Source organism: Desulfobotulus mexicanus, assembly GCF_006175995.1.
In the GTDB taxonomy this organism is placed as follows: domain Bacteria; phylum Desulfobacterota; class Desulfobacteria; order Desulfobacterales; family ASO4-4; genus Desulfobotulus; species Desulfobotulus mexicanus.
In genome coordinates this window covers 87,106-111,007 of sequence record NZ_VDMB01000006.1, presented here as the reverse complement: position 1 = coordinate 111,007, position 23,902 = coordinate 87,106, and the positions used below count along the sequence as shown (strand labels likewise).

Here is a 23,902-nt window from a genome sequence, read left to right as displayed (position 1 = left end):
TCAATATGTTTTTGTACCTTTTTTTGTACGGATTTTATTTCACTCAAAGAAGCTGAATGGCAAGCTCAGAAAGGGCCGATCTTTCTCCCTTCACAAGGTCTATGTGGGCATGCTTTTCCTGGCCTTCCATTTTCTCCACAAGATAGCTCAGTCCGTTGGACTGGCCGTCGAGATAGGGATGGTCAATTTGAAAAATATCCCCTGTAAAAACAATTTTTGTGTTTTCTCCGGCCCGTGTGAGAATGGTTTTTACTTCATGGGGGGTCAGGTTCTGGGCCTCATCAATGATGAAGAAGATTTTTACAAGGCTGCGGCCCCGGATATAGGGCAGTGGAGAAATGATGATTTTTTCTTCATCCATCAGCTCTTTGATTCGTGATTTTTTCTTGTCGTGGTGGGAAAACTGGTTCTGTATCACAGTCAGGTTGTCATAGAGGGGCTGCATGTAGGGGTCCAGCTTGGACTTTACGTCTCCGGGCAGATAACCGAGATCCCGGTTGCTTAAGGGAACGTTGGGCCTTGCAATGAAAATCTGCCGGTAATTTTCCTTACGCTCCAGAGCAGCAGCCAGGGCCAGCAGGGTTTTACCCGTGCCTGCCTTGCCTGTGATGGTCACAAGGGGGATTTCATCATTGAGAAGGGCATCTAAGGCAAAGCTCTGTTCCGCATTTCTTGGGGAAATACCGTAGGCTGTGGGTTTTTCCACTTTTTTTATTTTTTTGCTGGCCCCATCCATCCGGACCAGAACGGATTTTTTATCACAGCGGAGGATGGCGTATTCATTGGGCCTGAAGGGGGTGGATGGGGTAAATTCTTCGGCATCCACCTCAAAGGGTTCTTGATGAAGACGGTCAATGATGGCTGGGTCTGTGTTTTCTTCGGTTCTGTAGCCGGAATACAGTTCCTGGATATCCCGGACATGGTCTGTGGTATAATCTTCGGATTTCAGGCCCAGAGCTTTGGCCTTCATGCGTAGGTTCACGTCTTTTGTGACAAGGATGACTTCTGTGCCGGGATGGTTTTCCCGCAGAAGATAGGCCGTGTTCAGTATATGATGATCCGTTTTTTTGTTATCAAAATTGCGGGATACTTCTTCATGGAAGGGCTGCTGCAGGCAGATGGAGAGTTTGCCCTTTTCCTCACCAATGGCTACTCCACCATTAAAAAGCTGGCTGCCGCAGAGGGTGTCCACGGCCCGGAGAAATTCCCTGGCATGGTAGTTGAGCATGCCGCTTCCCCTTTTAAACTGGTCAAGCTCTTCGATGACACTTATGGGTATGATGATGTCGTTGTCCTTAAACTGATACACGCAGGTGCTGTCATGGAGGATGACATTGGTATCAAGGACAAATTTTTTAATGGCATTTGTGGGCATAATAACTCCCTTTTTTGGTAAGGGTCAGGACGACAGACGGCATTCCGCTTATGCAGGAATGCCGTCTTGAGATAAAAAGTTTTTTTTATAAAGTTGCTCAGAAGCCCTCCACAAGAAAGGGGGAGCAGCGTGTGGCTATGCTTCCCCGCCGTATCCAGAGGCGGATTCGGGAAACGGTTCTGCCTTCAATATCAACGATTTTAGCAAGCTCTTCCACAAAGGAAATATCTTTTATGTGGAACTCATAATAGCAGGGGTCGCAGCCCTCAGGGTCTGAAAGAAGGTAAATTTTTTCTGTATCAAAGGGATGTTTTCTGGGGGTGCCGCAAAAGGGCATGTGGCTTTTTTTTAAAAGGCGGATGCGGTCTGTATCCTTGAAAGCGGTAATTTCAAGTTTAGGGATGGTTTCCAGAAAATGCATGGTATTCATGGGAACTCACCTCCTGATGGGGGATGGTTAAAAAGATCATGAAGACAAAACAAAATTCATTGAGCTTAGTAATTATAGTCCCATTCTCTTTTAATGGGAAGAAGGTTTTAAGCATCTTTGCAAAATGATGTCTGCGGTAGCTTCTGGATCTTCCAGTGGAAAAAAATGACCGTTTTTTTCTATTGTCTGGATCTCACAGCAGGGGATCTTTTTTTTCAGCCTTGCCGCCGCCTCCGGGGCAAAAAGGTGGGATGTTCTGGCCCTGATGATATGAACCGGGCAGTTAATGGCTGGAGCATGTTTCCAGGTATCCGTTGGAACACTTTCATAGAAGCGGGCTTCCAGTTCAGGTTGGCAGGAAAGCGCAAGGCCTCCTTCTTCCAAAGGTCTGAGGCCCTGATCCAGAAATCCCTGAAGGCTTTCCTCTGTCCAGAAGCGGAACATCCCTTTGCCCCTGTAGTGGTTCTCAGCACTTTTTCTGTCCGGGAAAAAATTTCTTTTTTTTCGGGTTTTCCGGGGTAGGGAAAACCAGTTTTTCAGTTTCAGGGACTGGGTGAGACGGAAAAGAAAAATGTGGCCGGGTGGAAAAATGACAGGGTCCAGAAGAATAATCCGTGAGAAAAGCTCCGGAAAGCGGGCTGCTGCGGCATAGAGGAAATAGCCGCCCATGGAATGGCCTATGGCGGTGACGGGCCTGCTTTGGGTTTCTTTGAGGATCAGGGCAATGTCATTGATGAAAATATCCCAGTTTTTAAGGGGCAGGGAGCTTTCCCCTGTGGAAAGTCCGTGGCCACGGATGTCTGAGGCCAGAACAGGGTGGCCTGCCTGATACAGTTTTTCCAGAAGAGGCAGGCAGGCTGCCGCACAGAGGCTGTTGCCGTGGACAAAAAACAAAGGCTCTTTCTGATGGTTTTTGCTCTGGAGGGTATGCAGTTTTCCTTGCCGGGAGTCAATCCACCTGCTTTGGAAGTTTAAGGTATTTTCATGCATTCCCTGGAATCTCCACTCCCATGCGGATGAGATCCTCCCGGAAGGATGCAGCTTCAAAAACCTTGCCCTCACGCCACTGACCATTGAACTCCAGGGTGGGAACCACCCAGTCCTCGCCACCGTTTGCGGCAACAACCTTTTTAACGGTTTCTTCATCTGTCTTTTCAATATCAATTACTTCAAAGGGTACTTTCTGGTTTTTCAGCCAGGTAATGGCTTTCTGGCAGTGGGGACACCATGTGGCGCTGTAAACGTAAAGCATTGGGGGCTCCTTGGTAATTATACCGTAGCAGAATTTTTTTCTGTTGAGTAAAGCGGACTCACTGGCCTGCGGACTGTCTTTTTGTGCTGGAGTGCATGAAAGATAAGAGCTTTCGGTTTAATCCTTTTTTCAGGATTCGAAGCTGAGCTCCAGGGTGAAGGTGCTGTCCGCAACGCTGAAAGGAACAGCTATTTTAGGGCCGTCTGTTATGTGTTTCAGCTCATGGTTTTCACCGGAGGCAACCGTTGGAATGGCACCATCATAAATAACACCTACAGTTTCAAGTTCTTTTCTGGCCTGGCCTGAGATCATATTGGCCAGCTCTCCTGCTGCTTCGGCAACTTCGTCGTTGAGGCTTTCAATGGTTTCTCCGAACATGCCGGAGACAATGGCCAGTATGGCCTGTTTCTGAAAGCTTATGGAGAAGGTTGCATGGGAAGGCCCGGTCATACCCACAATGGCGCTGACATCTCCTATGGCTTTGTTGTCCTTTTTCAAAAAGGGTTTACCTGGGGCTGGTTTGATAAAGGCCATGGTGGAAATGACACCAATGGTAGCGTTGATAAAGGGATTGATATGTTCAGCTTTCATATAAACCTCTGCAGGGCGGGAAGGTCAATCATGTCCGTTGGTTCTGACCTGTGATGACTTCAGATTTTTTTGTACGGGTCAGAAGCGAAACTGAGTCCTCAAGGTTTTTTTGCAGTAGTCAGGTCACATCCTGGACGGTCTGCTGAAAAAAGTAATATTGCAGTACTGTTGCTGCCAGGCCGGAATTCATATCCGGCAATGATACCTGAAATGTTTTAAAAGGTAGCAGATGGAAGGCTGTCATGCAACGGGATTTCATTACCGGCAAAGGTCTTTTATGTAATGCTGCGGGTGAATTTTTGCATGAATCTTTCCAGCAGCCATGGAAAACGGGCTGACAGATGAATAAAATGGTGGCTTCATGGTCTGGGGGCAGGTTCTTATCCCTAAGGCTTATACACAGATCTTTTTGCGGGGAGATGTCCGTTGGCAGTTTTATTTTTTATGATGCTTTGTGTGTTCAGTGCATGGAGCTTGTGGTATAAAAAAAGTATGTATGAAAAACTGTAAAAGTGCTTTTTTTTAAAAGGCACGATACTTGCTATGTGTGAAAGCTCAGGAAAGTAATGACCGGGCCGGACAGGCCGTCAGATTTATGTACGGGTTAATTTTTTAAAAATCCGGGTTGCAGGATCTGTGTTCTTTTATCTGTGAATTTATTTGCCATGTCCCATGGGCATGGGAGGAGGAAGATGATGTTTAAAAAGACTTTTATGGGTGGCGTGCTTATTGTTGCTGGGCTTTTTCTGCTCGTGTTCAAGGCCATTGCCGGATTCATGGAAATGGATTTTACAGCTGCGAATCTTACCCTTGAAAAAATGATCCCCGCAGAAAATCTTACCTGGGTGGAGAGGCTGCCATGGGAAGTGCTTCAGACAGCAGCGGATGCGGTTATCCTTGCGCCTTTGTATGTTCTTCTGATTGTTATGGGAGTATTTCTGATGGTTCTTGGCGGTATCATGGATAAATGAGGGCATGGAAAAAAGGCTGGGCTGTCATCCATGACAGGGAAAAAAGGACCAGATTGCCGCAGGCGTGGATTATAACAGGGGCCGCAAGGCTGCCGGAAAGCCCGTAGGCCAGTCCAAAAACCAGCCCGCCTATCCACTGGGTGGGTTGGGGTGGAGAGTGCAGTATGGCAAAGGCTGATGTGCTGATGAGAAGGGCCGGGATAAACCCATATTTTTTTAAGTAGCTGAAAATAAAGCCCCGGAAAAAAAGCTCTTCCGCTACAGGCGCAATCAGACCACCTGCAATGAAAAAAAGGATGAGATTTGTGGTGCTGTCCGGCAGATGAACATGGATTAGGGGCAGGGGATTTATGCCGTAAAAATGAAGTGCAAGGCCGGCAGAAAGGGCTGCCACTCCCATAAAAAAGCAGCCCAGAATGCCGGTTTTTATGCCTTTTTCAAGATTTTTCAGGCTAAGACCTGCGCTTAAAGGGGGGTGTTTTCTAAAATAGAGAAGGCCCAGCAGTACGCTACACTGAACAAGCCGCAGCAGGGATATTTTTAAAAGACCTGGCCAGTCAGCGGGCAGAAATCCAGCTGTATATTCAAGAATGAGCAGCAGTATTAGCGCCAGCATCAGGGTTATGGCATCAAGCTGTGTCCGGCGGTTTTCGGTCATGCTCTATAATCCTTTAAGGCGTGGCCGAAGGACAGGGGTACTTTTCCTGCCTTGATTTTATCTGGCAGAGGTCCCAGTCTTTTAAGTGCCATGAAAGCATACCACTGGATGTAGGGGTGGCTGCTGGTTTGCAGGGTTTCCAGTATGGCCTGCTGAGCTTCCTTGTTTCTGTTCAGTACAGGGCCGGCAAGGGACAGGGCCTCCACAGCTTTACAGACCACGTTGATCTGGGGATCTTTCAGGGCCTGCAGCAGAAAGGGCCAGTTTGTTTCCGAGGGTCTTGCTCCCAGATAAGCTGTTGTCCAGTATCGTTCCGCAGGACTGCCATGGCTGAGGTAGGCATCAAGAATATCTTTGCTTATAATAAGATTTTTCCCCTTGGCCGCCGAGCGCATGGCATGGAGCCTCTGGCTTTTTTTTTCTGAAACAAGGTAGCTGTTCAGGGTTTCAGTGTTCTGGGGGCCCCGTTCGGTTTTTCCTAGATAATGTATGGGAACAAGCATGAGAAGTCCTGCCGTAAGGCAGATGCCGGAGGCCAGTAAAGATGCCGCTGGCCGGTCAAAAATCCAGGCCAGGATACGCCGCAGGGTTGAGAATAAAAAGATGTAGAGAAGCAGAGGAAATCCCGGAATCAGACAATAGAGGATAAGGCCGCGGAAACCTTTGAGGCGGTCGCCTGACAGGGTGGCTTTATCGAGGCTGTGTCCGGGAGCTGATTCAAAGTCCGGCCAGAAAAGTCTGGTTTTTGTTATTTCGCTGCCGCTGACTGTAAGAAAGTTTTTCTGTTCACCTATCCGGATATGGGGCCGTGTTCCGGGGCTTGCGGGGTGCCAGCCCTGGCCTTTAAGGCTGTCTATGATTTCTTCGGAAAAAACAAGGTCCGTCTGATAGAGTTTCAGCTGTCTTGCGGCAATGGGTTTTATGACCTCTGCGGCAGGCAGGGTGTGTCGGTAATAGGCATCGCTGATGGCAAGGCCTGCACGTGTGGAAAAAAGCAGGCTGTCACGTATATCTAGAAACATGCCCTTACTCAGCATGGGCATGGCTGCAAGGGTCAGGATAATAAGGGGAACGAGGTGCATGGTCTTATGGAAAAAAGGCTCGCGGATGCTGGATTCCGGCATGTGTTTCAGTGTGCTTTTCCATGTGATGGCCGGGATGATAAGTACCCAGAGGCTGGGAAAAAGAACCGGGCCGTGCTGGTTCACAAAGAAAAGCAGCCCTGCCCACAACCATAAGGATGGAAAAAGAATGTAGCGGTGATCGGAAACAAGATTGCGGCTTGCAAAGGCAAGGGCAAAGCTTGCCATTGTCAGTCCGGCTCCTAAGGAAAAAACAAAAAGAAGGGCTGCGTAAAGGCTTGCGTCTGCTCCGGAAAGACTCTCTATGGCAGGACCGTGGGGCAGGGTGAGAATACCCTTTTCCTGCAGAAGAAGAGCATTTTTAAGTATGGGATCCATGCAGCGATGAATCTGAAGGAAGCCCAGAATGGCAGAGGCAATAAGTCCGGGAAAGATAATGGCAGGAACAGGCACAAATCGGTACATGGATTAAATCCGTATCTGTTTGGCAGTCCGGATTCCCTGCTGTTAAAGTCTTGTGACAGCTTTGGGCCGGACTGTTGTCAGGGTTGTTTGTTTTTAGTTTTCTTCTTCCTGCTCACCGGAAAAAATATCCAGAATTTCTGAGAGATCGGTCCCCGTCTCGAAGGTAAGGGGAGAGGTTCAGCCGGGTTTTTTACGGGAAGATTCCGGTATAAAAGGATTGAATCTTCTGGCCGATTCTTTTTTTTCTTCCGTTCCCATGGGGACACTCCTTTTTTTGTATGTATCAGCATAAGTCTTTTGCTATCTCCAGAATAACCCAGAATGCTTTGAAATGCGATACCCATGTACTATTCTGTCATAAAATGATCTGGTTCTTGTCCTGGTTCGTCACTGTTTTTCGGTTTGCCCCTTGCCTGTCCCTTGCCCGTCCCTATTCTGTCCCTGCCCTTGTTTGTCCTTGTTCGTTCCTGTTCCGTCCCTTGTCTGTCCTTGTGTTACTCTAACCACACAGCCCCATGGGATGAAAGGGTTTGCACCTGCCCTCTGCCCGGAATGCCCATTGACAGAATCGCCATAATGGTGTTTCTTTGCGGAGAAACACTGGCCGCCGCTGGCCACCATATCAGGGAGGTATTATGGAAAAGGCGTGGCGGGAGCTGCTGGAAATAATGACAGAGATTCGGGATACTGCGGAGATGGAAGGTTTCCTCAAGGAAATTCTTACCCCAAGAGAGATTGCAGATATCTGCCTGCGCTGGCAGCTCCTTAAGGAGCTTTATGCAGGAGAGCCCCAGCGTCGTATTGCGGAACGCCATGGCATCAGTCTCTGCAAGATTACACGGGGTTCCCGTATTCTGAAATCGGATGACTGTACCTGTGCAAAAATTTTTGACCGCCTGGCATCCAGACCGGGCTTTTTCCTTGAAGGGTGAGAAAATGACGTCAACACTTAAGGGCTATGCGCTGCCCGATGACAAAGGCTATTTCGGAGAATATGGTGGTTCATTTATTCCTGAAGTCCTGCAAACCATTATGGACGATATTACCGCAGCATATAAGGAAATCCGGGAAGATCCGGAGTTCCACAGAGAGCTGGCCTACCTGTATAAGCATTTTGTGGGGCGGCCCAGCCCGATTTTTCATGCCAGAAACCTTTCAAATAAACTGGGTGGGGCACAGATTTATCTGAAAAGGGAAGATCTCAACCATACGGGTGCCCACAAGATTAACCACTGTCTGGGTGAGGCCCTTCTGGCCAAAAAGATGGGCAAGAAAAAGATCATTGCAGAAACCGGGGCCGGCCAGCATGGCGTGGCACTGGCAACGGCAGCGGTTCTGGTGGGCCTTGAGTGCGATATTTATATGGGTGAGGTGGATATTGCCAAGGAATATCCCAATGTGGTGCGCATGAAAATTCTGGGTGCCAACCTGATTCCCGTAAGCCGGGGCACAAGAACTTTAAAAGATGCCGTGGATGCGGCCTTTGAAGCCTATCTGGAAGATCCGGTTACCCAGCTTTATGCCATTGGCTCTGTGGTTGGACCCCACCCCTTTCCCATGATGGTGAGGGACTTTCAGCAGGTGGTGGGTATGGAAGCCAGGGAGCAGTTTCAGGAAATGACAGGAAAACTTCCGGACAATCTGGTGGCCTGTGTGGGTGGTGGGTCCAATGCTATTGGGCTTTTTACGGCTTTTCTGGAAGATGATGCCGTTGCCATGTACGGGGTGGAGCCTTCCGGGCGCAGCATGAAGGAAGGAGAGCATGCCGCCACCCTCACTCTGGGTAAGCCTGGTGTACTGCATGGATTCAAGTCTTACCTTTTGCAGGATGGAGAAGGGATGCCCCTTCCGGTTTATTCCGTGGCATCGGGACTGGATTATCCTGGGGTGGGCCCCCAGCACAGCCTCCTAAAGGATCTGGGCCGTGTGCAGTATGTTACAGCCGATGATAAAGAAAGCATAGATGCTTTTTTCACCCTTTCAAGAACCGAAGGCATCATTCCGGCCCTGGAAAGCGCCCATGCCATGGCCTTTGCCATGAACCGGGCAAAGGAGCTGGGGTCAGATCAGAGCATTCTTGTCAACCTTTCTGGAAGGGGCGATAAGGATATAGACTTTGTTGTGGATACCTATGGCAAGGATTATGGAATCTGATTGCCGGTGTTATGGCCGGAATGCTGAAATACAGTGATTAAAAAATCAACGCCCCGCCGTGATCTATTTACGGCAGGGCGTTTTGTTTTTATGCATGGTTTTGAATTATTTATCCCCCCTCTCATTCCCCTCTCATTCCCCTTTCATTTATTCGTGATCTGAAGTTTGTTCTGCCTGTCAGGCCTTTTTTGAAAATCTGTATAAACGGTGTTTTGTCGGAGCCTGCGGGCCTGTTCTTCGCTGATATATTAGTTTGTTTGCGCACAATGTTTTTTTGACCGCTGGTCATCGCATATTTTTCTTGATTTTTCTATTCCGCTTCTTTATAAGGTTATCAATGATTTTCCATGTTTTTTCAGTTTTATTGTGCAGTGTTTCTGAATGATTGTTTTATAATATCTTTAAATAGAGATTCTCCTTACGGCTTTTGCAATTTTGTTTTTTTGCAATGCACATGGTTTGTGTCATGCTTTGTGTTTGTCGCAATCGGTTGACTATCGCGGTTAATCAAGAGTGTGCTGCGCCAATTGTTTGCGAATCTGGTATCCTTCTTTTATTCCTTTAAAATCAATGTTTTGTGTGGCTGCTTTGAATGGCCCCATGCGAGGAGGGAAATAATGTCAGGATTTTCGGATGTTGAAAAAGTGTCTTTGGGAAATCAGCAGGGGCTTACCCTTATAGAATTGATGATTGCTCTGGCTATATTTGCTATTTTATGTGGCATCGGAATACCAAGGTTTCAGGAACAGGTGCAGAGGTATAAGTTTCAGTCCGCATCCCTTGAGCTGTATTCCATTTTTCTTTTTACAAAATCCGAGGCCGTCCGGCAGGGAAGGGATGTGGGTCTTTTGATTGAGGGGGATACTGCGAAGGTTTTTTTGGGGGATAATAAGGATTCTGTGTTGAGAACCTTTAAGCTTTGTAGCGCAATCCGTATCAATGAGGCAGGCAGCAACAAAAAGGAATTTGTTTTTAACCGTAGGGGTATGACCAACAGTTGGGGTACTCTGGCCTTTGAAGGGGCCGGAGGAACAAGGAAAATTGTTGTATCGAGCCCTGCCAATATCCGTGTGGATGCGGGGTAGAAAGTGCAATGCTTAAAATAAAGAAATATTCCTCTGAGTCTAAGGGTTTTACCCTGCTGGAGCTTGTGGTTGCCATGGGGGTGATGGCTATCCTGGGAGCTGTACTGATGGCACAGTTCATTCATCATATGGATATGTATGTAAGGCAGAAAGCAAAAATTGACACCCAGCAGAAGGTCAGAACAGTGTTGATGTGGATGGAGGATGAATTCCGCATGGCGGGCTTGAATCCATCTTTTATACCCCTTCCCCGTCATCCGGTGCTTAAGGCGGAGGCTGATAAATTTACTTTTTTTTATCGTCAGGGTCTTGAGAATAATTGGAAGCGTCTTGACTATTACATGGAGTCGGACGGTTGGCTCCGGCGTAAGGACCGTAATGCCTTAGACGATAATGGCAATGTCGATAAGATTCTTGAAAATGCCACCCTGAAATTTGTGTATCTGGATCGCCACCAGAATGTAATCCCCTCACCTCAGGAGGCTGATTATCCGCGCATCCGTGCCGTGCGCATTGAACTTGGTGCAAGCTATGAAGATCGTAAAGGCAGGCCGGGTAGCGTGGATCTTGTTACCACCGTAAAATGCAGAAATCTTGGGATAGGATCATGAAAACACTTGAGAATCATACCCTAGCCAGTCCTGCGGGCTTTACCCTTGTGGAAATCCTCATCGCCATGGCCATTATGGGGATTGTGGGCCTGGCTATTTTTTCCATGCAGATTCAAAGTATTCGCACCGCTGCCAGATCCGCATCCATGACCGAGGCAGGGGCGCTGGCCTCCCAGCAGCTTGAGCTTTTTCAGAACATACCTATGGCGGCACTGCTGGATTTAGGAGACAAGGCTGAGGAAGATAGTGGCTGGGATAAGGTCACGGACATCCCTGGTGTCAGGGGATACAGGATTTTCTGGAATATCATTGAGGATACCCCGAAAGATGGCATGGCTTCTGTGAAAATGGAAATCCAATGGGAAGATCAGGGGCAGCGGCGGGTTATACCCTTTGATTTTTTAAAAACGCAGATGCTTTAGCAGGATGTTTCGACTCAGAGGTCAGGGGAACACCCTTGGGGGTAGTCTTTTTGTTTTTCATGGTTGTGCCTACAGGGTGACTGAAATTTTATGTAATACTCGGCAATCCGTCAGGCTCCCTATGCCTGGAAAAAGGATTTTTAAAGATATGCAGAAAAAAAATCAGAAGACAGGACAGGATTTTAAGGTTTCTTCCATGTTGTTTTCATCTTCGGGTATGGCCCTTGTGACCACACTTCTGACCCTCACCCTCATGACCCTGTCCGGCTTTGCACTATTGTATTTTGCCACAAGGGATATTCAGGTTTCCGGCAATGACAGAATGTCCCGCATCCTGCTTCACCGGGTTGAGGGGCTGGGGCTGTATCTCAGTCAGGATATCTGGGACAAAGATCCCGATTATCTGCTTCGGGGGAGTCCTCAGCGTGAACTCTGGTTGCAGACCGAGGCGGAGGCAGCCAATCTGGCGGAGTTGGGCACGGGTAAAAGCTTTAATGCTCTTACGGATAAAGAGTTTAATTCCTTTGTTGCCAAGTGGCCTGAAAAAAATTCAGGTGAAGTTTTTTTTTCAGATGATTCTGTCTCCCTGCCCTTTCTTGGTGATGGCAGCGGCAGGGTGCTGGTGGTGGATCTTGGGCCCTCCGGAGTGGGTTCTCAGGATATTGGTGGCGCAGTTCTCCATGAATATATTGTTTTTTCTGAATATGACGATGGCAGAGGTAATGTCCGTTTTCTGGAAACCGGCCTTCGCAGAAAGCAGTAGAAAAACTTTTGATTTTAATTCGGAATCTGCCTCCTTATGGCAGGTAATTTTTGATAAAATTTGAATTGTTTATCGGGAGAAGTCCTATGGCTGTAAAACAGACGATGTGGAAAAAGGCCTGCACTGTTTTTGCCCTTTTCATTTTATCCGGAATTTTCTGGTCCGCCCGGGCTGTGGAGATCAGTGATCAGCCCATCTTGAATATTATCAAACCGCCGCCTGCCAATATTATGTTTCTCATAGACAATTCTCAGACTATGAATTTTGAGATTCTGATGGAAGGTACAAGACGGCGTGGTCTTTTTTATCGGGACTCAGATCCTTTCAATGTATGGGGCTACGCTTATCTTTTTGGTAATGATACTTTTAATGTGGATGAGGATATTGATTCTTTGCATGATGTGTTGGAAAGTTCCCGGAAAAGATACCTGAGAAAGCGAGCTTATGAATCAAAACGGTATTGGGAAACCCGCTGTAACGGATATAATCGTCTGTACTACAATCCCTTTGCCAATTATTTTCCATGGATTGCCACAAAGGAATATCCGGATTTAAAGGATGCGGATCTGTTAAATCCTAAATTAAATCCAATCGGATCAGCAAGCGTTTCCATGAAGGAAGAATATATCAGAATCCGAAGTATTGGCAATGATATGAAGCTTGATGATGATATGGCGGATAGATCTGGTACCTGGAGTCGTTCTGGTCTGTATGATGACAGGGATGGTTTTACAAATCTGATCTTTAACGGTGCCTATCATGCCTCCAACGATACAAGTGCAAAAATAATCTACCCTTTTGAGTTAAGAGAAACCGGTGAATATGAGATTAAGGTTTTTTGGCCAAGGTTTCCCCGTGTGGATGGTAGCTATGTATCCAAGGGCAATGTCAGGGTAAGGATACTGGATCATGCAAAAAATAGTTTGAAGAACAAAGAGGTCGGGCAGGGTGAAGATCCTGTTGAAGGCATTGCGGTAGAGCAGAATCGGCGGTCAAAGAAATTTACCGTAACTATTCCTGAAATCTCTTCCCATGGGCCTGATCTTTATGTGGAACTCTCCCATCCCGGTGGCAACTCATGGATTGTGGCCGATCATGTTGAGGTCAAAAAGAAGAATCAAGACAGCCGTATTTCCATTTCTAACGCCCATTATGTTGTTTTTGATGATGTAAACGGAAACACCCGTGTAGATGAAGGGGAAAGGCTCTTTCTTGTTAATTTTGCATGGGGTGATTTTGGTGGAGGAGAAGAGCTGTACCGCCAGATTTATGAACTTCCCGGAGGGGCAAGAGTTCGTGACAGGCGGCTTGAGACGGGATCTTTGAAAGCCATGGAGCCATCTGCATTGCCTGATGGTTTGCGCAGGCTTTATGATCTCGGCTATACCGATGAGGGGGCTACGGATGATGGCGAAAATGCCAATTATATAACGCCCGAGTCGGATCTGCAGAATTTCACTAACTGGTTTCAATATTACCGTACCAAGCTTTTGGCTACCAAGGCTGCAATCTCCAACAGCATCCACGATCTGAATAATGTGAATATCGGTTATCATACAATCCATAAAGATGTGACCCAGCATCTTTTGAGGGTGAATAATAAAGGCGATGCTTCCACCATTATTGTGGATGACAGGGATGGTGCCGGTCAATATGAGGAATCTGGCAGGCTATGGACGGATTCCAATGCGGCCGTGGATTATAACTCAAATTCCCGCTATACAAGCACGATTGGTGATGCCACTGCAAGGTGGCATGCGGATGTACCTGTCCCTGCCCAGTATGATGTGTATGTGCGCTGGAGCCAGTATGATTTTTTGAGTATTATTCCGGGCATCCGGGATAACAGGGCAGAGTACAGGGTTGGTGTCCGGTCTCAGAAAGAGGGTACGATAAGCTGGGGAAGTAAAAGAGTCGTAAACCAGAACGGCTCCCGCAAAATATCTCGTAGAGATGGTGATAACATCGGGCCTCCCAATCGCTGGAACCTTCTCACCACCATCACTGTGGACAATGTCCATGATGATAAGGAAGTGGTTGTGGAAGTTAAAAGAGGGTCTTGGTTAGCTACCAGGCCCACCAGTGCTGATGCCATCAGGCTTGTGCGTAGAGATGTGGATTCCAGTAAAGAGGATAATACGGAAACCCTGCTAAACCTGCTGTATAAGATTAAGGTGGAAATGAGCCTGAACAAGCCCCTTCGTTCAGGTCTGGAGACCATCGGGCTTTATTATCATGCGGATAAAAATCCTTCAGACAGGGATCTCAGTACTCCCAACTGTCCCAGAGCCTATGAAAGTGAAGAAAAGGGAGGGGGGTGTCAGCAGGCTTTTGTGATTATGACAACGGACGGACTCTGGACCGCTACGGATTCCCCTGTCTATGGTAAAAATCTTGGTGAAATAGCAAAGTATTTCTATGAAACGGATCTCGGGCCAGACCTTTCGGATCTTGTTCCTGTCAATATGTATGATGACAACAGAAAGCAGCACATGGTGACCTACGCCATGGCTTTCGGCAATGCAGGGAATATTGATCCGGACAGCTACCGTCACTGGGAATCCGATACGCCCCCCAACTGGCCGTCTGGTTCTGAAGCTTCCTGGGGTGATAAAGAAAAGATGGACGATCTCTTCCATGCCACAGTTCAGGGAAAGGGGTTGTATCTGAATGCTGCAACGCCTGCCACCATGATTTTTGCCCTGCGGGAAATTATTGAAGACATCATTAAGCGCACACAGGCCACCGGTGCATCCCTTGCTGTGAACGGTTATCGACTCAGGGAAGGGACGAATATCTATCAGACAGAATACTATCCTAAAAACTGGCTGGGAGATCTGAGTGCAAGAAGTCTCCGGATGGTTAATGCTAGGGTCCAGATAGGGGATAAAAAATGGAGTGCTGCGGCACAGCTTAATAAGATGGGAACAGACAGGAGAAGCCTGATTACCCGTTCAGGCAGTGCTTCTTTTTCATTTTGGCCACGAACTTTGCCCGATGACCTAAAAAATGACCTTGTATCGGATATGCATTTGTCTCCTGCGCCAACGGCGGCAGATATTGTTTCCTATGTGCGGGGAGAAGATAAGGCAGGTTTCCGTCAACGGAAAGCAGGGCATGAAGGTGCACAGGAAGAACATTACATGACGGGTGATTTTGTGCATTCTGCGCCGGTTTATCACAGGGGGCTTGTCTATGCCGGCTCCAATGGCGGCATGCTCCATGCCTTTGATGCCAGTACCGGGGATGAGGTATTTGGCTATATTCCTTCCTTTGTGCATTCAAATTTATGGGAGCTGATGCGGCCCGATTATATGGATAATCACAGATATTTTGTGGATGGCCCCATCAGCATACGAACCCTTGTGGATGATGGAGGTTTGAAGGATGTTCTTGTGGGAGGACTTCGTAAGGGGGGCAAGGGCTATTATGGCCTGACACTTCGTGATTCAAAGGGGAGTTGGGAAGTAAAAAGGGGCAGTACAGAGAATGACCTTGTGGATAAGCTCTCTCCCTGGGAGTTTCCGGCAAAGGAGGACAGGCCCGATAATGACATGGGCTATTCCTTCAGTTCCGCCGCCATTGTGAAGTCCAATCTTACAGATCATCCCTGGATTGCCATTTTTGGTAATGGGTATAATGCCACATCAGGCGAGGCCGTGTTGATCATTGTCAATGCCCTCACCGGTGAAAAAATTCGAAAAATAAAAACCGGTGCCAGCGGTGGCAATGGTCTTTCCACACCTGCTGTTGTGGATATGGATAACAATGGAACTGCGGACTGGGTTTATGCCGGAGACTTAAAGGGAAATTTGTGGAAGTTTGATATATCTTCAGGCAGAAAAGATCTTTGGGACGTATATTTTAAAAGCGGGACAGAATCAAAACCCCTTTTTACCGGCAGGGGAGGTTCCTGGAGTGGGGATGGAAGCAATCTCACCCATGCGCAGCCTGTAACAACAAAACCGGGCATAGCACGCCACTGTTCAGGTGTCGGATATATGGTGGTCTGGGGAACGGGGAAGTATCTGCATGAGTCGGATATTTCGGATTTTGACCAGCAGACCCTTTATGGAGTCTGGGATCATGGCTTGAATCGAGGAAGTGCCTCAAATAGAGCAAGTGGCTGGTTGGGTGAATTGAAGAGATCGGATGTAAAAAATGAGGACGGGGTTATATTGTTTGGGCTGGATGGAAGCACCTTCCATTTGGTGGAGCAGCGGGTTCGTGTCAGCTCCCACTCCCATCGGGATGGGGAAATTCATGGTGCGACTGGGCCTGGAAATAATGTTTTTGCGGAATCCCATACGGATCATAAGCAAAGCTATGCTTTTAAAAAGGATAGTAATGATAAATTAATTGTGCCTCTGGAGTTGAAAGAAAACAGTCCCGTGGGCTGGTTTTTTGATTTGCCCGACATGGGAGAGCGTATGGTGCAGGATGCTGTGATTCATGGCTCCCATGTGTTTGCCAGCTCCTTTGTGCCGGAAGGCAGTGTTTCTTCCTGTGACTCCGGAGGATATTCATGGCTCAATGCTCTTCAAAGTTGCAGTGGTCGTGCCGTAAAGGTTGTTTTTGATGTGGATGGAGATGGAAAACTTGAAGGGGCAAGAAAAAACAAAGAAGGTGAGTGGGAGCATAATGACGGGCTGGTGGCAGGAGATGAGGCTTATGTTGTATCCAGAACCCGTGTGGAGGGGATGATGTTTACTCCGGCAGTGGTATCCGGTGAAGATGTGGATGTGATTGTTTATCCCACATCCGATAATGAATTACCCGAAGCCAAAACAGTTATTAAAGAAGGAGACGGGCTTTTCTACTGGCGGCTTCGGTAGCCGGTTCAGGTGATTACCTGAAATAGTAATAAGCTTTGTCCCCACCTCCCTTTGGGCTGATCCTTGCCCATAACTTGTTTGAATGGGGGCTGTTGTGCCAATGGCAAACTCAACCCTGACGTTATTTGTCCGAAAAAGACAATTAATGTCGGGGTTTTTGTTTTTTTTAGAAAGGCTATGAAAAGAGGGAAGGATGAAAGCCTTGCCATGGGCGGATTTTCATTTTTCTTATGCGGTGGTGTAATCCTTGCTACTCTTTTTTCAGGGCTTTTCAGCAGCTTTTGTTTTTGGTTCTTGTAAACGGTGTTTTGTGTATTGTAGTATAAAAATCAAGAAAGATGCGGCGGATTTTGGCAGGCATATTGGCTTGATTTAATTATTTGGAAATAAGAGGGAGCTTTCATGGCTTTGGAAATATACCAAAAGAAAACAAGACAGATGGAGGAGCCTGCTCCTCAATCTTCATCGGGTTTTACCCTGATGGAGGTTCTGCTGGTTCTTGTGATTTTGTCCATTGGTCTTCTGGGTCTTGCTGTTTTGCAGAATATGGCCTTAAAGGATAACCATAACGCCCTTTTGCGCTCCAGAGCAGTGCAGCAGGCAGAGGATATTTTAGACAGGATCCGGGCGAACAGAAACAATCTTGGAGACTATGTGATTGCCATTGGGGCGACTCCTGCGGTTGGTGGGATGGCAGGAACTGATTTGACGGAATGGCGGCGGGGTCTGGCCCTGAGCCTGCCCGGTGGAGACGGTTCCGTTGCAGTGGATGCCGCAACGGGTGTTGTCACCGTTGTGGTGCAGTGGCGGGAGTCTGTGAGGGGTGAGGATGGAGAGTCGGATGATGAGTATTGGACAGTCGTTGATGGGAGTATCAGTAGGCAGATAAGTATCTCTACACGACCATAATGTGGATTTTGCCAGCCTATTTTTTGTGGCATTTGTTCCTAGGCTGAAGAAAGATTGCTCTAAAATATAGGAATAAAAAAATGAAATATTTAAGGCGTGTAGAGAGAATGTATGGGTCCAATGAGGGCATTACCCTTGTGGAGCTTCTTATCGTGCTTGCCCTTTCCCTTGTTCTTGGTACGGGCATCTATCAGGTTTTTGTGGGTACCACCCGATCCTACTCCCTGAATGAAGAGCTGGCAAGACTGCAGGAAGACGGTCGCATGGCCATGAACTTTCTGCGTACAGAAATACGGGGAGCAGGTTATCTTGGCTGTCTGCAGGATGTAAACTCTGTAGTAAATGTTTTGCAGAATCCAGATAATTTTACTGTAAACTTTACAGGTAGTGCGATTTATGGATTAGAAGCCGATAATAATAAATGGAAGGATAATGCTAACAGCGATATAGATCCAACAACTTCTGGATTGAACGGTATGGGGTTAAATCCGGAGCCTTTGCATGGTAGTGACATTTTAGTCATCAGAGGCGTGCGTTCAGATTTGCCAAGTATGGAAATTAAGCCACATTCCAGTGGTAACAGTGCTAGTGATCCTGATCCGGATGACAGCAGTAAAGGTTCTCCAACATTTCATTTAACCTCAGACAATTTAGGTTTTCAGTTGGAAAATGATTCAATTATTTTCATAAGTGATTGCAGTGCAGCGGCGGTTTTAAAAATTCACCGCCACAATGATAATGCTGGTACAATTGTTTATAATAGTGGAGGGAATCAACCTAGAAATGACAAAGATAAATTTTCAGCCCTTAGAAATATCGTTGATAATGGTCTTCCCGCAGAGGTTTTTTTATATCACACAGCTATTTATTATGTAGGTGAAGACCCTGTAACTAGCGAACCCACCCTTTTTACGCAATCCAGACCAGGAAGTACTCAGGCTCAGGCAATTATTTCTGGAGTTGAAAACTTTCAGGTGAGATACGGTGAGGATACAACGGGTGATGGCATGGTTAATCGATATGCGGATGCCGATGAAATAGAAATTAGTTCAACGGTAAATAATTGGGAGAATGTACTCAGTGTCCGCATCGGCCTTCTTCTCCGCACCCCGGAAAGCCGTGACCCTACAGCGCCTGTTGATACCGCTGAGTACGATGTTTCCGGAGATGGTACTACGGATTTTACTGCTCCGGGGGACAGGCGTATGCGTATGGTTTTTTCCGGAACCGTTGGTCTGCGTAACCGTATCCGATAGCCAAGGATGAATCCTATGAAAAAACAGATTCAGTCTGTCACAGAAAATGAAGAAGGCATGATTCTCATTACAGCCCTGGTTCTTCTGGTTGTTCTCACCCTCATTGGCATATCAGCCATGCAGTCTTCCACTCTGCAGGAGCGTATGGCAGGTAATATGGAACAAAGGGATATTGCCTTTCAGATGGCCGAGGCGGGCCTAAGGGAGGCGGAGGATATTTTTTTAAGCGGTCTCCTGCCAGATTTTGGTACCGAAGGTGTTTATATCGCAGGTCATGCTACCCTCGCTCCGCCTGCGGCGTGGTGGGTGGGTGACGAAGATTCGGCTGAAGCAGACAGCGGAGCAAGGTATGTCATTGAGTTTATAACTGAAATCAGTACTGGAAGCACAAGCAGTGATTCCATGGCCTTTGCTCCGGAAATCTTTGATGCGGCCATGTACCGCATTACCAGCCGGGCTGAGAGCGGGCGGGCTGTGGTGATGCTGCAGACAACCTTTCAGTTTTGATTTTTCCCCAAAGATTATGAAAAAGGAGTAATGATCTATGCGTATAAAAATAATGATATGTTTTTTTGTTATTTTTCTTTTTGCAACATTTGCATGGGCTGAGCTTAATCATGGTAATCTGAATAGTATTGATCCCCATGCATATACGGCAACTATTGATGGTAAAAAATACCGGCTTGCAAATAATATTCGTATTTATAAGGGGTACAGGCAGCCTTATGAAACCCTGACTGTATGGGATTTGCAAGAAGGGACCATTGTGCTTTTTGAACTGGAGAAAAACAGCAGTATTCATGATGAGCAAATAACAAAACTGATCTGGTTTGTGGAACCGCAGTAGTATAATATGGGGAGGAGGGTATGGACAATTTAAAGAAAAAAATTAAGATATTTTGTGTATGTCTGCCGATGGCGTTTTTTATGCTTTCGGCGGGTAGTGCTGCTGCTCAGGAGTCGGAGGCAGAGGTTGCCCAGGTACCTTTGTTTATCAGTGCCAGTGTAGACCCCAATATTTTATTTATTATTGATGATTCCGGTTCCATGCATTTTGAAATTATGCCAGATGAACCTGAAAACCCATGGCAAAGGTTTAGGGCAAGATATGCCTATCCCAGAGATAGTGGTGTGTATGGTGGTAGTTATTATGATGGGTATGTGCCAACATTTAGCGATAACCCTTACAATTCCTTTTACAGGTCTCCAGCCAATAACACTGTGTATTATAATCCTTCCATAACTTATAAACCCTGGTATGGTGTTGATTCCGAAGGTGATAGTTTTGCTGATGCGCCTGTGGATGCCGCATGGAACAACCCTTTTCACAAAAATAGAGGCACCAGAAATTTAACACAAGAAACAACGGAAGATGTAAGCCATGGCTGGATAAAATGTCATGATTCAGCAACTTGCTACTTGGGTGAGCAAACAAATATAGGATTCTTTTGGCATATATGGGTCCATAGAGAAACATTCTGGCCTGCCGTATATTTTTGGCCTAAAACCCAAGAAGAACTTGGGGAGGGCGTTGCATGGGATGCCTGGAATTTTGATCATTATCATAAGGTGGAGATCAGGGATACCCAGACAACATATACGGGGCATGGCCGTGAAAAGCGAACGGACTGTGCAGACAGAGCCAATGCAAAATGTAGCTATGCCGAGGAAATCCAGAACTTTGCCAACTGGTACTCCTATTACCGATCAAGGATACTTGCTTCCCGCGCAGCCATTGGTGCTGGTTTTGCTCAGCAAGGTGAGAGAATGCGGGTTGGCTATGGGGCTATTAATCATGGTTATAGCGGAAACAATCCTCACCTCAAGGGCCCAGATAAAGCAGTAACTACTGTAGATGATTTTTCTATTGGTACCATCAAGAGAGGCATAAGACCTTTTTCTGGTTCTGACAGGGAAAAATTTTTTGAGCATTTATACGGGGATAATATTCCGGCAGCAGGCACACCTTTGCGTCGGGCATTGATGGATGCGGGTACTTATTTTTCCGAGACATGCAATAAAGGCCCCTGGGGTGGCACCCCCGGTAAAGATGATGGCCAGGATCAGATTTCCTGTCGCACCAGTTATACAATTCTCATGACGGATGGTTACTGGAATGGGTGGGCACCGTCTTTAGGCAATGTGGATTCTGACATGGGGCCTCCTTTCAGTGATAATTATAGCAATACCCTTGCCGATGTTGCCATGTATTATTGGAAAAATGATTTACATAAAACCTTAGATAACAATGTGCCCCCTAGTCAAGGTAGAGAAATTGATAATCCTGCCACATGGCAGCACATGGTTACCTTTGGTGTGGGGCTGGGTGTTACAGGTAGTATGAATCCCGATGATGTATGGGCAAAAGCCCGTGCAGATGAAGCAATAGCTTGGCCTGATCCTGATCCTGATTCTAACCCTGATCCTGATCCTGATCCTGAAGTTACAGATGTTAATCAGGCAAAAATTGATGATTTGCTCCATGCTGCGGTCAATAGTCGTGGTGGTTTTTTCAGTACCACCAATCCACAGGTTTTTTCTGAGGAGCTCAGTGGTATTCTTGATGATATAGTAAATCGTGGCATGGGCACCGCCGCATCCATCGCCACCAACTCCACCCGGACCATAGGCAATACCTATGTGTATCAGGCCCGTTTTGATTCAAATTACTGGAACGGGGATATCATTGCCTACCGTGTGAAGCGGGATGGTTCCCTTGAGCAGGAAAACAATGAGAACAAGCCTGCATGGAGTACCTCTGATACTGGCAAAATCCCTGTTCATAACGAGCGGAACATTTTTACTTGGAATGAAACCACTGGTAGTGGTGTGGAGTTTCTCTGGAATAATAATATTTCCTCAACTCAGCAGACTGCCTTGGGCAGCGAGGATGTTCTGAACTGGCTTCGGGGAGATCACAGCAAGGAAGAGCGCAATGATGGAGCTTTAAGGAATCGCATTGATGGTTACAACCAGCCCTGGGTGCTGGGGGATATTGTGAATTCCGATCCCCTTGTGGTGGGTAGTTTGAATTTTGGTTACGATAAAATGACTGGTTATACGGCCTTTAGGAATGACAACAGGAACCGGAAACAGGTTTTGTATGTGGGAGCCAACGATGGTATGCTCCATGCCTTTGATGCCATGACAGGTGAGGAACTTTTTGCCTATGTTCCCAATCTTGTTTTTGGTGATCTGGCGAAACTTACACAACCAGAATATCAGCATCAGTATTATGTGGATGGGCCTCCTGTTGTGGGTGATGCCTACATTGATGATGATTGGAAAACCATCCTCGTTGGTACCCTGGGTGCCGGTGGTAAAGGTATTTTTGCTCTGGATATCACAGATCCTGATGATTTTGATGAAAGCAAAGTCCTCTGGGAATTTCAGCACGATGATCTGGGATATGTCATGGGGCAGCCTGTAATCGGAAAGATGAAAAATGGTAAGTGGGCCGTAATTCTTGGTAATGGTTACCATTCTAAAAACAATAAGGCATCTCTTCTCATCGTTGATCTTGAAACAGGAAAATTGATGGAACGTAATAATGATATTATTGGAAAGCTGGAACTCCCTGGTGACAACAGCAGCGCCAATGGCCTTTCTCCCGTGACCCTGCTGGCTGGGGATGACCGCATAATGAAATATGCCTATGCTGGAGACCTTCAGGGAAATTTATGGAAGTTTGATCTTACAGCTACAGGTGGAAACCAGTGGAAAATAGCCTATGGACAACCTAATAGCCGGCTTCCTTTGTTTAGGGCAAAGGATGATAGCGGTAATGCTCAGCCCATTACAGCACCCGTTGAAATTAGAAAAAGTCATGAAGAAGGACATTTGCAGATACTTTTTGGCACAGGAAAGTATTTTGAAGTTGGGGATAATTCTGTAGTCAGCTCTCCGCCAGTACAATCTTTTTATTCTATCATAGATAAAGGGGAGCCTGTACCAGTTTCTAATAAGCGTGATGATATCAAGCTTCTTAAGCAGGAGATCAGTCATGAAGGTCTTCTTAAAACAAAAAAAAATGAAGAGGATTCTTCTGATCCATTGCGGGTTGTAAGCAATCATGTTGCAGGAGAAGGTAGTTATTATGGTTGTTATCTTGATCTGGAATCTCCAGATACAAATGTTGGAGGGCGTGGAGAACGTGTGGTATCAGCTCCCCTTCTCCGCCATGGTCGTGTAATTTTTTCAACTCTTATTCCATCTGATGATCCCTGCGAACCCGGTGGTTCAAGCTGGTTGATGGAGCTGGATGCCCTGACCTGCGGCAGGACGGATAATCCTGTCTTTGATATTGATGGTGATGGTAAGGTTGATGGAGATGACATGGTACTTGTTGATGGTGAATGGGTGTCTGCTGCAGGTATTGACATCGGTATCGGCATCACCAGCACCCCTGCGGTAATTACCGGGCTTGATGGTCTGGAGTTCAGATTTCTGGGAGGCTCCAGCGGAGAGATGGGCAAGGTCACAGGGGCTGGCAGTGATGCGGATGCTCCCCACAGGCGGTCATGGCGGCAGATTCAGTGATGTTTCATGTAAAGGCCTTTTCTCAGTAATCTTTTTGCCTGAGGAAAGGCCTGATTTGAAAAAATGGAGTCCTCTATGGAAGAATGTCAGAAAGAAAAGGGCTTTACCCTGATAGAGCTGATGATCGTTATCGCCATCATCGGTATTCTTTCGGCCATTGCCTTGCCCCAGTACAACAACCATGTACTGCGTGCTGGCCGCTCCGATGCCAGAACCAGCCTGATGGAGGCTGCCCAGCAGGCAGAACGTTTTTTTGTTAGAAACAACACCTATGTCAATGCCTTTGGTTCCAATGAAGGTGATAATACATTTCCTTCAGCCGAGGGCCGCTACGAAATTGTTTATGCGGGAACGGCAACGGGCTTTACCCTGACAGCCACTTCCCAGAGAAATGATCCCCTTTGCCATACAATGGTGGTCAATCATTTAGGGCAGAGAACAGCAAAGAATAAAGATAGTAGCGATACAACGGATGTCTGTTGGTGATTGCCTTTGGTTTGTGGG

Annotated in this window: 21 protein-coding genes; 14 read left to right on the top strand and 7 right to left on the bottom strand. The window is 46.8% G+C overall.

All coding sequences use genetic code 11. The features are described from left to right. Positions 1-43: 43 nt before the first annotated feature. The 5 genes from FIM25_RS06800 to FIM25_RS06780 all read right to left on the bottom strand — a co-directional run bounded on the left by FIM25_RS06800 (position 44) and on the right by FIM25_RS06780 (position 3,648). Positions 44-1,375, bottom strand: a complete 1,332-nt coding sequence (locus FIM25_RS06800; RefSeq protein ID WP_179953219.1) for a PhoH family protein — start codon at positions 1,373-1,375, stop codon at positions 44-46. 97 nt (positions 1,376-1,472) lie between these two features. Next, complete coding sequence (locus tag FIM25_RS06795; protein ID WP_139447619.1) at positions 1,473-1,805, bottom strand: inorganic pyrophosphatase Ppa; 333 nt, start codon at positions 1,803-1,805, stop codon at positions 1,473-1,475. Positions 1,806-1,895: 90 nt separating this feature from the next. Then, positions 1,896-2,795, bottom strand: a complete 900-nt coding sequence (locus FIM25_RS06790; RefSeq protein ID WP_179953218.1) for an alpha/beta fold hydrolase — start codon at positions 2,793-2,795, stop codon at positions 1,896-1,898. Further along, the gene (locus FIM25_RS06785; RefSeq protein WP_139447614.1) at positions 2,788-3,057 is read right to left on the bottom strand and encodes a glutaredoxin family protein; all 270 of its coding nucleotides are present in this window, start codon (positions 3,055-3,057) and stop codon (positions 2,788-2,790) included. The genes FIM25_RS06790 and FIM25_RS06785 overlap by 8 nt, the downstream gene beginning before the upstream one ends. A 129-nt stretch (positions 3,058-3,186) precedes the next feature. Beyond that, a complete protein-coding gene (locus tag FIM25_RS06780) occupies positions 3,187-3,648 on the bottom strand; it encodes a chemotaxis protein CheX (protein ID WP_139447612.1) in 462 nt (153 codons plus the stop codon). Positions 3,649-4,340: 692 nt separating this feature from the next. Between FIM25_RS06780 and FIM25_RS06775 the strand changes: the two genes are divergently transcribed. Next, the gene (locus tag FIM25_RS06775) at positions 4,341-4,619 is read left to right on the top strand and encodes a hypothetical protein (RefSeq protein WP_179953217.1); all 279 of its coding nucleotides are present in this window, start codon (positions 4,341-4,343) and stop codon (positions 4,617-4,619) included. On the opposite strand, the gene FIM25_RS06770 is transcribed toward FIM25_RS06775, so the two are convergent. Together FIM25_RS06770 and FIM25_RS06765 are read right to left on the bottom strand one after the other, a co-directional pair. After that, positions 4,606-5,277 carry a CPBP family intramembrane glutamic endopeptidase gene (locus tag FIM25_RS06770; RefSeq protein WP_139447608.1) on the bottom strand — a complete coding sequence of 224 codons (672 nt, stop codon included), beginning with the start codon at positions 5,275-5,277 and terminating at the stop codon, positions 4,606-4,608. The genes FIM25_RS06775 and FIM25_RS06770 overlap by 14 nt on opposite strands. Beyond that, positions 5,274-6,824 carry a HEAT repeat domain-containing protein gene (locus tag FIM25_RS06765; RefSeq protein WP_139447606.1) on the bottom strand — a complete coding sequence of 517 codons (1,551 nt, stop codon included), beginning with the start codon at positions 6,822-6,824 and terminating at the stop codon, positions 5,274-5,276. The genes FIM25_RS06770 and FIM25_RS06765 overlap by 4 nt, the downstream gene beginning before the upstream one ends. Before the next feature lie 635 nt (positions 6,825-7,459). Here FIM25_RS06765 and FIM25_RS06760 point away from each other — a divergent pair. The 13 genes from FIM25_RS06760 to FIM25_RS17670 all read left to right on the top strand — a co-directional run bounded on the left by FIM25_RS06760 (position 7,460) and on the right by FIM25_RS17670 (position 23,884). Then, a complete protein-coding gene (locus FIM25_RS06760; protein WP_139447604.1) occupies positions 7,460-7,756 on the top strand; it encodes a Trp family transcriptional regulator in 297 nt (98 codons plus the stop codon). Between the two features lie 4 nt (positions 7,757-7,760). Further along, the gene (trpB, locus tag FIM25_RS06755) at positions 7,761-8,978 is read left to right on the top strand and encodes a tryptophan synthase subunit beta (RefSeq protein WP_139447602.1); all 1,218 of its coding nucleotides are present in this window, start codon (positions 7,761-7,763) and stop codon (positions 8,976-8,978) included. Positions 8,979-9,595: 617 nt separating this feature from the next. After that, positions 9,596-10,063, top strand: a complete 468-nt coding sequence (locus tag FIM25_RS06750; RefSeq protein ID WP_139447600.1) for a GspH/FimT family pseudopilin — start codon at positions 9,596-9,598, stop codon at positions 10,061-10,063. Positions 10,064-10,071: 8 nt separating this feature from the next. Continuing rightward, the gene (locus FIM25_RS06745; protein ID WP_139447598.1) at positions 10,072-10,674 is read left to right on the top strand and encodes a PulJ/GspJ family protein; all 603 of its coding nucleotides are present in this window, start codon (positions 10,072-10,074) and stop codon (positions 10,672-10,674) included. Further along, positions 10,671-11,096: a type IV pilus modification PilV family protein gene (locus tag FIM25_RS06740; protein ID WP_179953216.1), complete on the top strand. Its 426-nt coding sequence runs from the start codon at positions 10,671-10,673 to the stop codon at positions 11,094-11,096. Before FIM25_RS06745 ends, FIM25_RS06740 begins: the two co-directional genes overlap by 4 nt. Positions 11,097-11,244: 148 nt before the next feature. Then, positions 11,245-11,859, top strand: coding sequence for a hypothetical protein (locus FIM25_RS06735; RefSeq protein ID WP_139447594.1), 615 nt, complete (start codon positions 11,245-11,247; stop codon positions 11,857-11,859). Positions 11,860-11,945: 86 nt separating this feature from the next. Beyond that, the gene (locus FIM25_RS06730; protein WP_139447592.1) at positions 11,946-16,694 is read left to right on the top strand and encodes a PilC/PilY family type IV pilus protein; all 4,749 of its coding nucleotides are present in this window, start codon (positions 11,946-11,948) and stop codon (positions 16,692-16,694) included. A gap of 402 nt (positions 16,695-17,096) precedes the next feature. Next, a complete protein-coding gene (gene pilV, locus FIM25_RS06725; protein ID WP_218961319.1) occupies positions 17,097-17,603 on the top strand; it encodes a type IV pilus modification protein PilV in 507 nt (168 codons plus the stop codon). A gap of 80 nt (positions 17,604-17,683) precedes the next feature. Beyond that, positions 17,684-18,859: a PilW family protein gene (locus FIM25_RS06720; RefSeq protein ID WP_139447590.1), complete on the top strand. Its 1,176-nt coding sequence runs from the start codon at positions 17,684-17,686 to the stop codon at positions 18,857-18,859. Positions 18,860-18,874: 15 nt separating this feature from the next. After that, the gene (locus tag FIM25_RS06715; protein WP_179953215.1) at positions 18,875-19,366 is read left to right on the top strand and encodes a pilus assembly PilX family protein; all 492 of its coding nucleotides are present in this window, start codon (positions 18,875-18,877) and stop codon (positions 19,364-19,366) included. A 37-nt stretch (positions 19,367-19,403) separates the two neighbouring features. Next, a complete protein-coding gene (locus tag FIM25_RS06710; RefSeq protein WP_139447586.1) occupies positions 19,404-19,706 on the top strand; it encodes a hypothetical protein in 303 nt (100 codons plus the stop codon). Positions 19,707-19,786: 80 nt separating this feature from the next. Beyond that, the gene (locus FIM25_RS06705) at positions 19,787-23,398 is read left to right on the top strand and encodes a pilus assembly protein (protein ID WP_179953214.1); all 3,612 of its coding nucleotides are present in this window, start codon (positions 19,787-19,789) and stop codon (positions 23,396-23,398) included. Positions 23,399-23,473: 75 nt separating this feature from the next. After that, a complete protein-coding gene (locus FIM25_RS17670; RefSeq protein ID WP_139447582.1) occupies positions 23,474-23,884 on the top strand; it encodes a type IV pilin protein in 411 nt (136 codons plus the stop codon). Positions 23,885-23,902 lie beyond the last annotated feature (18 nt).

Bases quoted from the DNA above. Each gene is read 5' to 3' on its own strand.
- FIM25_RS06800 (WP_179953219.1), bottom strand. From the start codon at position 1,375: ATGCCCACAAATGCCATTAAAAAATTTGTCCTTGATACCAATGTCATC.
- FIM25_RS06795 (WP_139447619.1), bottom strand. From the start codon at position 1,805: ATGAATACCATGCATTTTCTGGAAACCATCCCTAAACTTGAAATTACC.
- FIM25_RS06790 (WP_179953218.1), bottom strand. From the start codon at position 2,795: ATGCATGAAAATACCTTAAACTTCCAAAGCAGGTGGATTGACTCCCGG.
- FIM25_RS06785 (WP_139447614.1), bottom strand. From the start codon at position 3,057: ATGCTTTACGTTTACAGCGCCACATGGTGTCCCCACTGCCAGAAAGCC.
- FIM25_RS06780 (WP_139447612.1), bottom strand. From the start codon at position 3,648: ATGAAAGCTGAACATATCAATCCCTTTATCAACGCTACCATTGGTGTC.
- FIM25_RS06775 (WP_179953217.1), top strand. From the start codon at position 4,341: ATGATGTTTAAAAAGACTTTTATGGGTGGCGTGCTTATTGTTGCTGGG.
- FIM25_RS06770 (WP_139447608.1), bottom strand. From the start codon at position 5,277: ATGACCGAAAACCGCCGGACACAGCTTGATGCCATAACCCTGATGCTG.
- FIM25_RS06765 (WP_139447606.1), bottom strand. From the start codon at position 6,824: ATGTACCGATTTGTGCCTGTTCCTGCCATTATCTTTCCCGGACTTATT.
- FIM25_RS06760 (WP_139447604.1), top strand. From the start codon at position 7,460: ATGGAAAAGGCGTGGCGGGAGCTGCTGGAAATAATGACAGAGATTCGG.
- trpB (WP_139447602.1), top strand. From the start codon at position 7,761: ATGACGTCAACACTTAAGGGCTATGCGCTGCCCGATGACAAAGGCTAT.
- FIM25_RS06750 (WP_139447600.1), top strand. From the start codon at position 9,596: ATGTCAGGATTTTCGGATGTTGAAAAAGTGTCTTTGGGAAATCAGCAG.
- FIM25_RS06745 (WP_139447598.1), top strand. From the start codon at position 10,072: ATGCTTAAAATAAAGAAATATTCCTCTGAGTCTAAGGGTTTTACCCTG.
- FIM25_RS06740 (WP_179953216.1), top strand. From the start codon at position 10,671: ATGAAAACACTTGAGAATCATACCCTAGCCAGTCCTGCGGGCTTTACC.
- FIM25_RS06735 (WP_139447594.1), top strand. From the start codon at position 11,245: ATGCAGAAAAAAAATCAGAAGACAGGACAGGATTTTAAGGTTTCTTCC.
- FIM25_RS06730 (WP_139447592.1), top strand. From the start codon at position 11,946: ATGGCTGTAAAACAGACGATGTGGAAAAAGGCCTGCACTGTTTTTGCC.
- pilV (WP_218961319.1), top strand. From the start codon at position 17,097: ATGGCTTTGGAAATATACCAAAAGAAAACAAGACAGATGGAGGAGCCT.
- FIM25_RS06720 (WP_139447590.1), top strand. From the start codon at position 17,684: ATGAAATATTTAAGGCGTGTAGAGAGAATGTATGGGTCCAATGAGGGC.
- FIM25_RS06715 (WP_179953215.1), top strand. From the start codon at position 18,875: ATGAAAAAACAGATTCAGTCTGTCACAGAAAATGAAGAAGGCATGATT.
- FIM25_RS06710 (WP_139447586.1), top strand. From the start codon at position 19,404: ATGCGTATAAAAATAATGATATGTTTTTTTGTTATTTTTCTTTTTGCA.
- FIM25_RS06705 (WP_179953214.1), top strand. From the start codon at position 19,787: ATGCTTTCGGCGGGTAGTGCTGCTGCTCAGGAGTCGGAGGCAGAGGTT.
- FIM25_RS17670 (WP_139447582.1), top strand. From the start codon at position 23,474: ATGGAAGAATGTCAGAAAGAAAAGGGCTTTACCCTGATAGAGCTGATG.